General features: G+C 33.4%; 11 protein-coding genes. 6 read left to right on the top strand and 5 right to left on the bottom strand.

Annotation, left to right across the window (positions count from 1 at the left end):
- Positions 1 to 4 precede the first annotated feature (4 nt).
- The 3 genes from B8963_RS09135 (at position 5) to B8963_RS09125 (ending at position 4,758) form a co-directional block, all read left to right on the top strand.
- Positions 5 to 2,404 carry a glycoside hydrolase family 31 protein gene (locus B8963_RS09135; protein WP_084061200.1) on the top strand — a complete coding sequence of 800 codons (2,400 nt, stop codon included), beginning with the start codon at positions 5 to 7 and terminating at the stop codon, positions 2,402 to 2,404.
- A 104-nt stretch (positions 2,405 to 2,508) separates the two neighbouring features.
- Positions 2,509 to 3,318, top strand: a complete 810-nt coding sequence (locus B8963_RS09130; RefSeq protein ID WP_084061199.1) for a M48 family metallopeptidase — start codon at positions 2,509 to 2,511, stop codon at positions 3,316 to 3,318.
- A 102-nt stretch (positions 3,319 to 3,420) separates the two neighbouring features.
- Positions 3,421 to 4,758, top strand: coding sequence for an MFS transporter (locus B8963_RS09125; RefSeq protein WP_084061307.1), 1,338 nt, complete (start codon positions 3,421 to 3,423; stop codon positions 4,756 to 4,758).
- A gap of 67 nt (positions 4,759 to 4,825) precedes the next feature.
- Here the strand turns inward: B8963_RS09125 and B8963_RS09120 are convergent, their stop codons facing one another.
- The 4 genes from B8963_RS09120 to B8963_RS09105 are packed head-to-tail and all read right to left on the bottom strand — an operon-like array spanning position 4,826 to position 7,749.
- Positions 4,826 to 5,548: a head GIN domain-containing protein gene (locus B8963_RS09120; protein ID WP_084061198.1), complete on the bottom strand. Its 723-nt coding sequence runs from the start codon at positions 5,546 to 5,548 to the stop codon at positions 4,826 to 4,828.
- A 21-nt stretch (positions 5,549 to 5,569) separates the two neighbouring features.
- Entirely contained in the window at positions 5,570 to 6,658 is a 1,089-nt protein-coding gene (locus B8963_RS09115; RefSeq protein ID WP_084061197.1) for a DUF4097 family beta strand repeat-containing protein, read from the bottom strand.
- Positions 6,639 to 7,196 carry a hypothetical protein gene (locus B8963_RS09110; protein WP_084061196.1) on the bottom strand — a complete coding sequence of 186 codons (558 nt, stop codon included), beginning with the start codon at positions 7,194 to 7,196 and terminating at the stop codon, positions 6,639 to 6,641. The genes B8963_RS09115 and B8963_RS09110 overlap by 20 nt, the downstream gene beginning before the upstream one ends.
- A gap of 1 nt (position 7,197) precedes the next feature.
- A complete protein-coding gene (locus B8963_RS09105; RefSeq protein ID WP_084061195.1) occupies positions 7,198 to 7,749 on the bottom strand; it encodes an RNA polymerase sigma factor in 552 nt (183 codons plus the stop codon).
- 217 nt (positions 7,750 to 7,966) lie between these two features.
- Here B8963_RS09105 and lon point away from each other — a divergent pair, with 217 nt between their 5' ends.
- Positions 7,967 to 10,417: an endopeptidase La gene (lon, locus tag B8963_RS09100; protein ID WP_084061194.1), complete on the top strand. Its 2,451-nt coding sequence runs from the start codon at positions 7,967 to 7,969 to the stop codon at positions 10,415 to 10,417.
- Positions 10,418 to 10,530: 113 nt separating this feature from the next.
- Entirely contained in the window at positions 10,531 to 11,226 is a 696-nt protein-coding gene (gene cmk, locus B8963_RS09095; protein ID WP_084061193.1) for a (d)CMP kinase, read from the top strand.
- A 47-nt stretch (positions 11,227 to 11,273) separates the two neighbouring features.
- On the opposite strand, the gene B8963_RS09090 is transcribed toward cmk, so the two are convergent.
- On the bottom strand, positions 11,274 to 11,654 hold the full coding sequence (locus tag B8963_RS09090; RefSeq protein WP_084061192.1) for a LysM peptidoglycan-binding domain-containing protein: 381 nt from the start codon (positions 11,652 to 11,654) through the stop codon (positions 11,274 to 11,276).
- Positions 11,655 to 11,931: 277 nt separating this feature from the next.
- Here B8963_RS09090 and rpsA point away from each other — a divergent pair, with 277 nt between their 5' ends.
- Positions 11,932 to 13,761 (top strand): 30S ribosomal protein S1, encoded by a 1,830-nt coding sequence (rpsA, locus tag B8963_RS09085; RefSeq protein ID WP_084061191.1) that lies wholly within the window; start codon positions 11,932 to 11,934, stop codon positions 13,759 to 13,761.
- The last annotated feature ends 44 nt before the right edge of the window (positions 13,762 to 13,805 follow it).

Here is a 13,805-nt window from a genome sequence, read left to right as displayed (position 1 = left end):
GGCTATGATTACCAATACAGATCTGGAATATAAAGGAAATTTATATCCCAATGAAATTGTAGATTTTAAGCAAGAAACAGATAAAATTTATTTTACTACTGCTAATGGAGTAGTATTGCAGATAACGGTTTTGCGAAACAGCATGATTCGCTTTAGATACACAACCGAATATAATTTTGAACCCGATTTCTCTTATGCACTTAATAAAAATGGACTTAGAGGGTATGATGAACTAAATGTTAATGAAACCGCCACAGAGTATATAATACAAACCATTAGAATGAAAGTTCTAGTGGATAAAAAAACCTTACGTACTCAAATTTCTGATCCAGCCGGCAACATAATAAACGAAGATGAACTAGGTTTTCATTGGGAAGAAAATTATGAATACGGCGGTAATATTGTTAAAATGAGCAAGATTACCAAAACGGGAGAAAGCTTTTATGGAATGGGCGATAAAGCCACGCATTCCAACCTTAAAGGCAAAAGAATTTCCAATTGGGTAACAGATCAATATGCCTATGGCAAAGACCAAGATCCGCTCTATAAGGCTATACCTTTTTATGTAGGATTAACGGATAACAAGGCATACGGAATCTTTTTTGATAACACCTTTAAAACCCATTTTGATTTTGCTAATGAAAAAAGAAATGTAACTAGTTTCTGGGCAGACGGTGGCGAAATGAACTACTATTTTATTTTTGGTCCAGAAATGGAAAAAGTAGTAAGGTTATATACAGATTTAACGGGTACACCAGAACTTCCACCACTTTGGGCTCTAGGCTATCAGCAGTCTAAATGGAGTTATTATCCAGAAAGTAGAGTTAAAGAAATTGCAAAGAACTTTAGAGATTTAAAAATTCCTTGTGATGGTTTGTATTTAGATATAGACTATATGGATGGGTTTAGATGCTTTACCTGGGATAAGAAATTATTTCCTGACCCAAAGCGTATGATTTCCGAATTAGCTAGTGATGGGTTTAAAACCATCGTCATGATAGATCCAGGTATTAAAATAGATCGTGATTACTGGATTTACCAAGAGGCTATGAAGAATAATTATTTTTGTAGACGTGGTGATGGGCCGCTAATGCATGGTAAAGTTTGGCCTGGAGAATGTAATTTTCCAGATTTCACCAATCCTAAGGTGAGAAAATGGTGGGCCGAGTTGTATAAAGAATTTATGGCCGATATTGGAGTTCATGCCGTTTGGAATGACATGAATGAACCAGCCGTTATGGAAGTGCCAAGTAAAACAGCACCATTAGATACGCGACATGATTATGATGGGCATTTAACCACACATCGTAAAGCACATAATATTTATGGTATGCAAATGGTTCGTGCTACCTATGCAGGTGTTAAAAAGCACGTTTATCCAAAAAGGCCATTTGTAATTACACGTGCTGCATTTGCAGGAACTCAGCGTTATGCATGCACATGGACTGGCGATAATGTTGCTACCTGGGAGCATTTGTGGCTTGCTAATGTGCAAGTACAGCGTATGTGTATGAGTGGTTATTCGTTTGTTGGTTCAGATATTGGTGGTTTTGCAGAGCAACCAGATGGAGAACTATTTGCAAGATGGGTACAGTTGGGTATTTTTCACCCATTTTGCCGTGTGCATTCCAGTGGCGACCATGGCGATCAAGAACCTTGGTCATTTGGTACCGAAATTACAGATATAGTTCGAAAATATATTGAGTTAAGATATCAGTTGTTGCCTTATTTGTATACGATGTTTTACAAGTATTCCAAAGAAGGATTACCTATGTTGCGCTCCTTGGTTTTATATGATCAAGAAGATCCACAAACGCATTTCAGAACCGATGAATTTATATTTGGACAACAAATACTAGTATGTCCAATACAAGAGCCAAATTCTAAAGGGCGCAGAATGTACATGCCTAGAGGTAAATGGTATGATTTTTGGACCCAAGAGGTGGTAACTGGTGGAATGGAAAAATGGATTGTTGCCGATTTAGATAAAATACCTCTATTTGTTAAAGAAGGGGCTATTATTCCAAAATATCCAGTTCAGCAATATGTTGGCGAACTAGAAATAACAGAATTGTTTTTAGAGGTATATTTTAAACTAGGTATTGAGAACTCAACAGTATATGAAGATGCTCAAGACGGGTTCGATTATAAAAAAGGCAGATTTAGTTTGCGTAATTTCAAATTGCATGGTAAAGAAAATGAATTAATTATTCAACAATTTAAAGATGGTACCTTTGCAACAACTTACGAAACCTTCAAAATAAAATTACATGGATTACCATTTAAAATTGTAACCATAATTATTGATAATGAAAAAGTTAGCTTAACCGATGTAATGTTTACGGGTAACAACACTTTAGAGGTTACAAAAGAATTTACAACCCTGCAGATAATAGGAAATTAATTTTTTTGTAATTTTAGCTTCTAAACATTAACTATATTAAAGTATTGAAGATTTAATGAATCTGATTGATTTTCAGTAGTTTAAAAACACAGAATTTATTTATTATGAAAAAAATTGTTTTAATACTTGCTATATTCTTAGGTGTATCGGCATGTAAAGTAAATCCGTTTACAGGTAAAAAAATGTTAAACATGTATCCCAACAGCCAAATTTTCCCAACGGCTTTTGCGCAATATGATCAGTTTTTAACAGAAAATAAAACAGTAGAAAATACTGCTGAAGCTAGAATGATAACCACAGTAGGACAAAGAATTGCTTCTGCAGCTGAGCGATGGTTAACTGCAAATGGATACCCTGGTTATTTAAAAGATTATAAATGGGAATATAACTTGGTTCAAGATGAAACTGTAAACGCTTGGTGTATGCCAGGAGGTAAAATAGTTTTTTACACTGGTATTTTGCCAATTTGTAAAGGAGAAACAGGAGTTGCTGTTGTAATGGGGCATGAAGTTGCGCATGCTTTAGCGGATCATGGTGCTCAACGAATGAGTGCAGCTACTTTTCAGCAATTAGGAGCAGTTGCTGGTAATATTGCCATAAAAGACGAACAAACAAGAAATACATTTAATCAAGCATATGGTTTAGGATCGCAATTAGGTGTTATGTTGCCTTTTAGTAGAGGTCATGAAACCGAGGCTGACAGAATTGGGCTTCAGATTATGGCTATTGCAGGTTATAACCCAGATGAAGCTGCGGAACTTTGGAAAAGAATGAAAGCAAACAGTGGAGGAGAGGCACCACCAGAATTTATGAGTACACACCCTTCAAATGACACGCGTATTGCAAATTTAACGGCGTGGGCACCATTGGCAAAAGAAGAAGCTGCAAAATTTGGAGTAACATCTTTTCAATAAATACATGAAAATAAAATTTTAAGTAATATATTCAGCTGTTCCTTTAAACGGAACAGCTTTTTTTTGCAACAAAATCACCAACCACAAACAACCAATTTTAGAATGGCAAGAGTTCAAGCAATTAAAGGGAGTAAAAAACTATTAAATGCATGGGCATTTTATGATTGGGCTAATTCGGTGTATACTTTAACCATAGCCTCTTCAATTTTTCCAATTTTTTATTCTGCTTTATTTTCATCTAAAGATGAATTAGTACATGCATTTGGTTATGAAATGAAACCAACGGTATTAATTTCAATTGTAACAGCTTTTACATTTTTAACTGTTGCTTTTTTATCTCCGTTATTATCAGGAATCGCTGATTATGTGGGGAATAAAAAAATGTTTATGAAGTTTTTCTGCTATGTGGGTAGTATTGGTTGTATTGGACTTTATTGGTTTAGTTTAGAAAACATTCATTGGAGCATACTATTTTATTTTATGGGCTTAATTGGGTATTGGGGGAGTTTGGTTTTTTATAATTCTTATCTGCCAGATATCGCTTTTGAGCATCAACAAGACAGTATAAGCGCAAAAGGTTTTTCGCTTGGATATATTGGTAGTGTTTTGTTGTTGATTTTAAATTTGGCTATGGTAATGATGCCAGAAATGTTTGGTTTTAACATTGGCGAAACAGAAGAATCTTTAAATCTAGCCAAATTTGAGCCTATGAAAATTTCTTTTATTACTGTTGGAATATGGTGGGCTTTGTTTAGTCAGTATACATTTTATGTATTGCCTAAAGGAGTCTCTAACGGACATAAAATTACAAGAAATGTAGTGTTTAATGGTTTAAGAGAATTAAGAGAAGTATGGCGTAAACTAAAGCTTAATTTACGATTAAAAAGATACCTATGGGCATTTTTTGTTTTTAGTATGGCCGTGCAAACCATAATGCTAATGGCAGTGTATTTTGGTGAAAAAGAAATTAATTGGGCTTCAGATTCTGAAAAAACAACAGGGCTGATTATTAGTATTTTAGTGATACAACTTGTAGCGGTAATTGGTGCAATCATTACCTCAAAAATCTCTGATAGCATAGGAAATATTAAAACCTTAATAGGTGTAAACTTTATCTGGTTGTGTTTGTGTTTTTATGCCTATTTTATGCAATCACCGATACAATTTTACATTGCAGCTGGTTCTGTTGGATTAGTTATGGGAGGAGTACAATCTTTGGGGCGATCTACGTATTCTAAATTTTTACCAGAAACAGATGATACTACTTCCTATTTTAGTTTCTACGATGTAGCTGAAAAAATAGGGATTGTAATTGGTATGGTGATTTTTGCAGTAGTAGATCAAATCAGTAGTATGCGACACGCCATTTTGTTTTTATTTGTTTTCTTTCTGGTTGGTATCATATTACTGTTTAGAGTGCCAAAAGAAAAGACCTCTTAAAAATAGAGGCCTTTTGTAATACTGTTCGATTATTGATTGTAATTCTTTAATTAGAGTTCCAATTTTGTTATCCTTTTGAAATATCTCCAGAACCAGAACTTTTTGTATCAACTTTTTCAGGATTACCTCTATAATTAATATCTCCTGAGCCTGATACTCTTGCTTTTATACTTTTATTTGCAGTAACTTCAATATCGCCCGAACCAGAAACGCTAACATCTACATGATTGGCAGCAAGTTTAAAAGCATCAATGTCACCTGAACCGGATATAGATAAATCAAAAGTATCTGTATTTCCAGTTAATTCAATATCTCCAGAACCCGAAATACTTGTCTTTAATTCTTTTACGGCTAAATCTAAGCTGATATCACCTGAGCCAGAAATTGTAGCTTTAAATGAATCGGCAGTCAACGTTTTTTCAGATGTGATATCTCCGGATCCAGATAAATAAACTGAATTAATTTGTTCAACCGGTATCGTTATTTTTATTCCATTTCTATGTGAAGGTTGAAGATTAACTCCCTTTTCAGTTTTTAAAATTAACTTACCATCTTTTACCTCAGTAACGATATACTCTAGTAAATTTTCTTCACCAGTAATGGTAATGTTACCTTCTTTACCCTCTATAAGTTTCACATCAAAAAATCCAGCCATATCTAAGGATTCATAATCTCCGACAGATTTTTTTATAGTAGTTATATTGCCATTACCTTTAATTCTTTTGCCCCATTGCGCTGTACATGAATTTAGTGCAATTAGTAAAACGATAAGTGTAGTTATATTTTTCATAAGTTGTTTTATTAGATATGTTTAGTTTTTTGTGAATGAGATTCCTCCGTATTCGCTTGTTATATTTACAGTGTTTGAGCTGTTAGAACTGCCATAGTACCCTTTGTAATATTTTTCACTAGATTTTTCGCGGCTAACATTTATCTGAAAATCATCCTTACCGCTAACACCTGCATAATCGGTACTTATTTCAAAATTAAAATGATAATTAGGGTCGTATCCTATTTTAATACCTGTGTAATCTGACCGTATGGCAATATTACCTGCATCCGATGCGATTTTATTTATTTGAATGCCACCATAATCAGAAGTGATATTTACATTACCATGGATAGTACCTAGTTTTACATTAATATAATCGCCATTTCCTGAAATGTTTTTTGCTTCTCCAATATCTATCTTGCCATAATCACAAGAGTAGGTTAGGTTTTGCATTTTATTTATGGTAGAATTGGTGTAATCTGCACTTATATCTAAGTCTCCAGCTTTTTCAATGGTGAAGCCTGAGTAATCCGCCGAAATTTTACCACTGTTTATATACCCTATTGTAGATTTAGAAGTATAATCAAAAGATAATTGATTGTTTCGACCGTGTAATTCGCCTATTTCTAACCTTCCATAGTCGCATGCTATTTTAGCATGACCATCGATACGATCTAATATAATACTGCCGTAATCATTATTTAAATGAACACTGTTTTTTACTGGAACTTTAATGTTATAATCAATCTGCATATTTACATTGTTGTTGTTGCCCCAGTTAAAATTCCAGCTGCTTTTGCTGTCATTGAATATTGTTTTGGCAGAAACCATGCTGCTAGATGCTTCAAAATCTACGTAAATTTCATTTAGTTTTTTCTGAACCTTCTCTTCGTTGTTGCCGTTAACCTTAATATGAACTTCTATCACAATCCGGTTTTCATTCCAAGAAGTAATATTTAAATTTCCATAGCTGTTGCTAACTTTTAGTAAGGCATCAGAATTAACTGAATATTCTTTCTTAATTGTTTTCTCTTTAGTGTGCTTTCCTTTAAAATCATTATGAGCTAATAGATTTAAGGGTGATACTAATAAGATAAGTATGCCGTATTTATATAATAGTCTTTTCATTTTCTGAATTTTTTATTTTTTTAATTTCATCTACTTGATTTAAAACATCTTGTAATAAATCTATTCGAGTTTGAAAATTGATAATCATGGCGCTAAGAATAAATTTGCTATTACCACCATTAATTAAATCTAGTTCAAGGTTTTTATAGTCTTTTTCTAGCTTAGTAAGCTGGATCATTGTGTCTTCAATGATTTTTTTTGTTTCGGGGGTTTTCTCATTTTCTAATTTGTTTATTTCTTGCTGAATTACATTGGCGAAATAAAATTCTGTTTTTGATATTTCAGGAGAAATTTCAACTACCTGTTCTGTAATATTTGGTGTGTTATTAAAAAAGACTATTCCAAGGCCAAATAATACTATAAAACTTGCAGCTATAGCGAAAAACATGTTGTAGTTTTTCTTAGGAGCTTTAGTGCTAGTCTCTCCAAGTGTATTTAATTTCTCTAAAAATCGTAATTCATGACCTAGAGTAGGTTCTTCTGTATCAAAAGTTCCTTTCAAGGTGTTAAATAATTGATCTATGTTATCTTTCTTCATTTTAATTCGCAATTAATTTTTGTCGTAAACTTTCCTTTGCTCTTGAAATTGTTGTTCTACAATTGGCATAGCTTAAGTTCATAATAGTACTTATTTCATCATAATCATACCCTTCAATTAAATGTAAGGTCAAAGAAACTCTGTAATTGTCTTTTAACTGTTTCATGGTTTCCATCACTTTTTGAGCCTTTTGTTCTGTAAACACATAATCAGAGGCAATCCCGTCATCATCTTCGACCTTATAGATTACATCGTCCAGCGCAACTTCATTTTTTTTCTGTTGCTTTCTGTACTGATAGATACTGTTGTTTATTACAATACGTTTTAACCAAGATCCAAAAGTGACTTCACCTTTAAAGGTTTCTAATTTGGTAAATGCGCTTAAAAACGATTCTTGCATAACGTCTTCTGCAATGGCACTATCTTTTACAATTCTAACCGCTGTGTTGTACATAGCTTTGTAATACCTATTGTAAACTTCTAGTTGCGCACTTTGTTTCCCGTTTAAACACAATTGCAACAATGCATCAATATGTTCTTTTTTGTGGCTCAAAAAATGGTTGTTTTGTAGTAATGATGAATGATTTTATGTAATGTTACACTTTTTTTTAATTTTTTTTATCTGTTGGCATAACAATTGCCTTTTGTAATAGTAAAAAAATGCTAATTATCCTGTAAAGTCAATGAATATAGGGTAATGTTACAATAAAATATTATTAATTATTTAATTGAATTCTGCACTACGGTGACAGAATGACCGAAATATATATATGGGAAATTCTAAATTTTCAAATTTTGACAATATGTCGTTGCAAGGTATAGATGAAGATTCTGAGTTAATACCTTTATTAACAGCAGAAGATGAAGAGGAGATGAACAGCGAGGTATTACCTGAAACTTTGCCAATATTGCCATTACGTAATACTGTTTTGTTTCCTGGTGTGGTAATACCAATTACTGCAGGTAGAGATTCTTCTATTGCTTTAATAAAAGATGCAAACAACGGCTCTAAGGTAATTGGGGTAGTTTCTCAGAAAGATGGTGAAGTTGAAAACCCAGGAATTAATGATATTAATACCTTAGGTACTGTCGCTCGAATTTTAAGAGTACTTCAAATGCCAGATGGTAATACCACTGTTATTATACAGGGTAAAAAACGTTTTGAAGTAGCAGAAGTGCTTACCGAGAAACCTTATATGACTGCAACTATTCGTGAAGCAAAGGAAGATCGTCCGGATCCGATGAATCCTGAATTTAATGCCATTATTGAATCTGTAAAAGAATTGGCACTTAAAATTATAAAGGATAATCCAAACATTCCTAGTGATGCTTCATTTGCTATAAAGAACATTCAAAGCAATTCATTCTTAATAAACTTTGTATCATCTAATCTTAGTGTTGATGTTAATGTGAAACAAGAGTTGCTTGAGATCCCTAGCTTACAAGAGCGCGCTTTAGCTATGTTGAAGTACATGAATGTTGAGCTGCAAAAACTAGAGCTTAAGAATGATATTCAGTCTAAAGTTCGTACCGATTTAGATCAGCAACAACGTGAATATTTCTTGCATCAACAGATGAAAACTATTCAAGAAGAGCTTGGAGGAGGTTCTTATGAAGAGGAGATAGAGGAAATGCGTGTTAAGGCCAAAAAGAAAAAATGGGGTAAAAAAGTTGGTGAACATTTTACCAAAGAGTTGGCAAAAATGCAGCGTATGAATCCTCAAGTTGCAGAATATAGCATACAAAGAAATTATTTAGACCTGTTTTTAGAATTGCCTTGGAATGAATTTTCTAAGGATAAGTTCGATTTAAAAAGGGCTCAGAAGATACTTGACAGAGACCATTACGGATTAGAAGACGTAAAGCGAAGAATCATAGAGTACTTAGCTGTTCTTAAACTGCGAAATGATATGAAATCTCCAATTTTATGTTTTTACGGACCTCCTGGTGTGGGTAAAACATCTTTAGGTAAATCTATTGCAGAAGCCTTGGGTCGTGAGTATGTAAGAATGTCTTTAGGAGGGCTCCGTGATGAAGCAGAAATTCGTGGACATAGAAAAACGTATATTGGAGCAATGCCTGGAAGAATTATTCAAAGCTTAAAAAAGGCAGGTAAATCTAACCCTGTTTTTATATTAGATGAAATAGATAAGTTGTCTAATAGCAATCAAGGTGATCCATCATCAGCAATGCTAGAGGTATTAGATCCAGAACAAAATAGCGAGTTCCATGACAATTTCTTAGAAATGGGTTATGATCTTTCAAAAGTTATGTTTGTTGCAACGGCAAATAATTTGTCATCTATACAGCCTGCATTATTAGACCGTATGGAAATAATAAATGTTACAGGCTATACTATTGAAGAAAAAGTAGAAATAGCTAAAAGACATTTGTTGCCTAAACAATTAAAAGAACACGGACTTACAGATAAACATTTAAAAATAGGTAAAGCTCAACTAGAGAAAATAGTTGAAGGTTACACAAGAGAATCTGGTGTACGTTCTTTAGAAAAGCAAATTGCCAAAATGGTTCGTTATGCCGCGAAATCTATAGCAATAGAAGAGGATTATGAGGTTAAAGTAAGCAATGAAGTTATTGAAAAGATATTAGGTGCACCAAGAATGGAGCGCGATAAATACGAGAATAATGATGTTGCAGGTGTCGTTACAGGATTAGCTTGGACCAGCGTTGGTGGAGATATTTTATTTATAGAATCTATTTTAACTAAAGGAAAAGGCATTTTAACAATTACTGGTAATCTTGGTAAGGTTATGAAAGAATCTGCCACCATTGCCATGGAATATATAAAATCTAACTGCGATTTATTTGGAATAGATGCTGGGGTGTTTGAAAATTATAATGTTCATATACATGTGCCTGAAGGTGCTACTCCAAAAGATGGACCAAGTGCTGGTATAACTATGTTGACCTCGTTGGTTTCTCTGTTTACGCAGCGAAAAGTTAAAAATAGCCTTGCAATGACTGGTGAAATTACATTGCGTGGTAAAGTATTACCAGTAGGCGGTATAAAAGAAAAAATACTTGCTGCAAAAAGAGCTCGTATTAAAGAAATTATACTTTGCGAGGAAAACCGAAGAGATATTTTAGAAATAAAAGAGGAATACTTAAAGGGCCTTAAATTTCATTATGTTTCAGAAATGCATGAAGTAATAGCTTTAGCAATTACAAAACAAAAAGTAAAAAATCCGAAAACATTATAATCACAAATAAGATAGAAAAAAAGGACAGTTGTGAGCACATGACTGTCCTTTTTTTCTTTAATAAATTTTAAATATAAACTCGTAAAGTATTCATTTCTTTATATTTTTATACTATGCAGAAAAAAATTACCATAGCAATAGATGGCTATTCTTCTACAGGAAAGAGTACTATTGCTAAACAATTAGCAAAAAAACTTGGATACATTTATGTGGATACAGGTGCCATGTACCGCGCAGTAACATTGTTTGCTATGCAAAATGGGTTTATAGATTCGGAAAAGACCAACGCATCTGCATTGGTGAAATTACTACCTAAAATAGATTTAAAGTTCGTGTACAACAAAGACCTGGGTTTTGCTGAAATGTTTTTGAATAACGAAAATGTAGAAAAAGAAATTCGGAGTCTTGATGTTTCTAAAAATGTTAGTCAGATTGCAACCATCGCAGAGGTGCGCTATAAATTGGTAGAAATGCAAAAAAAGATGGGGATTGAAAAAGGTATTGTCATGGATGGTCGCGATATTGGCACTGTAGTTTTTCCTGATGCTGAGCTTAAATTGTTTATGACAGCTTCTGCTGAAAAAAGAGCAACCAGAAGATATAAAGAGTTGTTAGATAAAGGCGATAAGGTAACTTTTGATGATGTGCTTAAAAACGTGCAACAAAGAGATTATATAGATTCCAACAGAGAGTTCTCTCCTTTAAGACAAGCAGCAGATGCGATAGAATTTGATAATAGCGATATGGGGCTCGAAGAACAATTTGAACGAATATATAATTATGCAATTCGTGTAATAGAAAAACAATAAAAAAGGCACTCGAAAGAGTGCCTTTTTACATTTAATAAATCTAAATATTATAAGTTTGGAATAACTAATACTTGATCTGGATGAATAACATCTGGATTTTTCAAAATACCAGTATTTGCTTCAAATATTTGCTTGTATTTCATGGCATCACCATAGTAATGCTTCGCAATTTTACTTAAAGATTCTCCACCTTTAACAGTATGTCTATGATAAACAGAACTATCTGCAACAGTAATATTAGCTTTTATATCAGAAGGACTTTCGCCACCTAATTCTTTAATTTTATCCCAAATAGCATTTTTCTCGTAAGGAGTAGCTGCCTCACCTATAATTTTTAAAACACCACCTTCTTCAGTTACATCACCACCTTTAATTCCTAATTGTTCACCAAGATTTAAAACTCCTTGATATTTAGCTTTTACGCTCATGTTATATTTTTTTAACGGTTAATATTGAGTCTTAAAGATACAAAATATAATAGAGAGATGCATATGAAAACAAGCATATTTGTTAAGGAAATTTCTATTGTATTTTATCTTAGGTATTTAGCTTGTGTATTTTTAAAAAAATATGTAATTTTGCACACCTTTTTAAATTAGAAGAACAAGAGGAGAAGGGAAGTTTTAAACAAAAAATGTATAACTACTTTTGTAGTATTGGTTTAACTCTTGTAAATACTGCAGAATACAAATTATTAATCAGCAAATGGCTGAAGAAAAAAAACAAGCTGAGGCAGCAGAAGCTACTCAGGCAAAAGTACAGGCACCTGTACAAGATCCTCAAGAATTTTTAGAAAACTTTAACTGGACGAAGTACGAGCAAGGTATTGAGCAAGTTGATGATGCAAAACTCCAAGAGTTTGAAACATTAGTTGCTGAAAACTTTGTAGATACTGTAAATGAAGAAGTAGTAACTGGTACTGTAGTATTTATTACAGATCGTGAAGCTATTATAGACATTAACGCAAAATCTGAAGGTGTTATTTCACTGAATGAATTCCGTTACAATCCAGATTTAAAAGTTGGTGATAAAGTTGAGGTTCTTATCGACATCCGTGAAGATAAAAGCGGTCAGTTAGTATTATCTCACAGAAAAGCCAGAACTATCATGGCTTGGGATAGAGTAAATGCTGCTCACGATAAAGAAGAAATCGTTAATGGTTTTGTTAAGTGTAGAACTAAAGGAGGTATGATTGTAGATGTTTTCGGAATTGAAGCATTCTTACCAGGTTCTCAGATTGATGTGAAGCCTATTAGAGATTACGATCAGTATGTAGGTAAAACTATGGAGTTCAAGGTTGTAAAAATTAACCACGAATTTAAAAACGTAGTTGTTTCTCATAAAGCACTTATTGAAGCTGATATCGAAGAACAGAAAAAAGAAATCATTGGTCAACTAGAAAAAGGACAAGTATTAGAAGGTGTTGTTAAAAACATTACTTCTTATGGTGTGTTTATTGATTTAGGTGGTGTTGATGGTTTAATCCACATTACAGATCTTTCATGGTCTAGAATTAACCACCCGAATGAGGTTGTTGAGTTAGATCAGAAATTGAACGTTGTTATCCTTGATTTTGATGATAACAAGTCAAGAATTCAATTAGGTCTTAAGCAATTAGAGAAGCACCCATGGGAAGCTTTATCTGATGAAATTAAGATAGGTGATAAAGTAAAAGGTAAAGTAGTTGTTATTGCTGATTACGGCGCATTTATTGAAGTAGCTGAAGGTGTTGAAGGATTAATTCACGTTTCTGAAATGTCATGGTCAACTCATTTACGTTCTGCTCAAGATTTCGTAAAAGTTGGTGATGAAGTAGAAGCTGTAGTTTTAACTATGGATCGTGATGATCGTAAGATGTCTCTTGGTATTAAGCAAATGACTCCAGATCCATGGACTGATATTACTACTAAATACCCTGTAGGTTCTAAGCATAATGGTATTGTAAGAAACTTTACAAACTTTGGTGTATTCGTAGAATTAGAAGAAGGTATTGATGGTTTAATCTATATCTCTGACTTATCTTGGACTAAGAAAATTAAACATCCATCAGAATTTGTTACTGTAGGTGATAAATTAGATGTTGAAGTTTTAGAGTTAGATGTTGAAGGACGTAAATTATCTTTAGGTCACAAACAAACTACTACTAATCCTTGGGATAAGTACGAAACTGAATTTGCATTAGATACTGTTCATAAAGGAACAATAGCAGATGTTGTTGACAAAGGTGCTACAATTGATTTCAATGAAGACATTCAAGCATTCGTGCCAACACGTCATTTAGAGAAAGAAGATGGTTCTAAATTAGGTAAAGGTGATTCAGCTGACTTCAAAATTATTGAGTTCAATAAAGAATTCAAGAGAGTTGTAGCTAGCCACACTGCTATCTTTAAAGCTGAGGAACAACGTATTGTTAAAGCTGCGGTTAAAAAAGCTGCTGCTGCTGCAGACGAAGCTAAACCTACTTTAGGTGACGCTAACGAAGCATTACAAGCGTTAAAAGATAAAATGGAAGCAAGCGCTAATAAGAAAAAGTAAGCTTCTAATTTTAGAATATAAAAGCCCGAACAAATGTTCGGGCT

The sequence above is a fragment of the Cellulophaga tyrosinoxydans genome (assembly GCF_900176415.1).
Classification (GTDB): Bacteria; Bacteroidota; Bacteroidia; order Flavobacteriales; family Flavobacteriaceae; genus Cellulophaga; species Cellulophaga tyrosinoxydans.
This window is presented reverse-complemented; position numbering and strand designations above follow the sequence as displayed.

What these genes read in the sequence shown, in the direction of transcription:
- lon (WP_084061194.1), top strand. Translation starts at nt 7,967, where the DNA reads ATGGGAAATTCTAAATTTTCAAATTTTGACAATATGTCGTTGCAAGGT.
- rpsA (WP_084061191.1), top strand. Translation starts at nt 11,932, where the DNA reads ATGGCTGAAGAAAAAAAACAAGCTGAGGCAGCAGAAGCTACTCAGGCA.
- cmk (WP_084061193.1), top strand. Translation starts at nt 10,531, where the DNA reads ATGCAGAAAAAAATTACCATAGCAATAGATGGCTATTCTTCTACAGGA.
- B8963_RS09090 (WP_084061192.1), bottom strand. Translation starts at nt 11,654, where the DNA reads ATGAGCGTAAAAGCTAAATATCAAGGAGTTTTAAATCTTGGTGAACAA.
- B8963_RS09130 (WP_084061199.1), top strand. Translation starts at nt 2,509, where the DNA reads ATGAAAAAAATTGTTTTAATACTTGCTATATTCTTAGGTGTATCGGCA.
- B8963_RS09115 (WP_084061197.1), bottom strand. Translation starts at nt 6,658, where the DNA reads ATGAAAAGACTATTATATAAATACGGCATACTTATCTTATTAGTATCA.
- B8963_RS09125 (WP_084061307.1), top strand. Translation starts at nt 3,421, where the DNA reads ATGGCAAGAGTTCAAGCAATTAAAGGGAGTAAAAAACTATTAAATGCA.
- B8963_RS09120 (WP_084061198.1), bottom strand. Translation starts at nt 5,548, where the DNA reads ATGAAAAATATAACTACACTTATCGTTTTACTAATTGCACTAAATTCA.
- B8963_RS09135 (WP_084061200.1), top strand. Translation starts at nt 5, where the DNA reads ATGATTACCAATACAGATCTGGAATATAAAGGAAATTTATATCCCAAT.
- B8963_RS09110 (WP_084061196.1), bottom strand. Translation starts at nt 7,196, where the DNA reads ATGAAGAAAGATAACATAGATCAATTATTTAACACCTTGAAAGGAACT.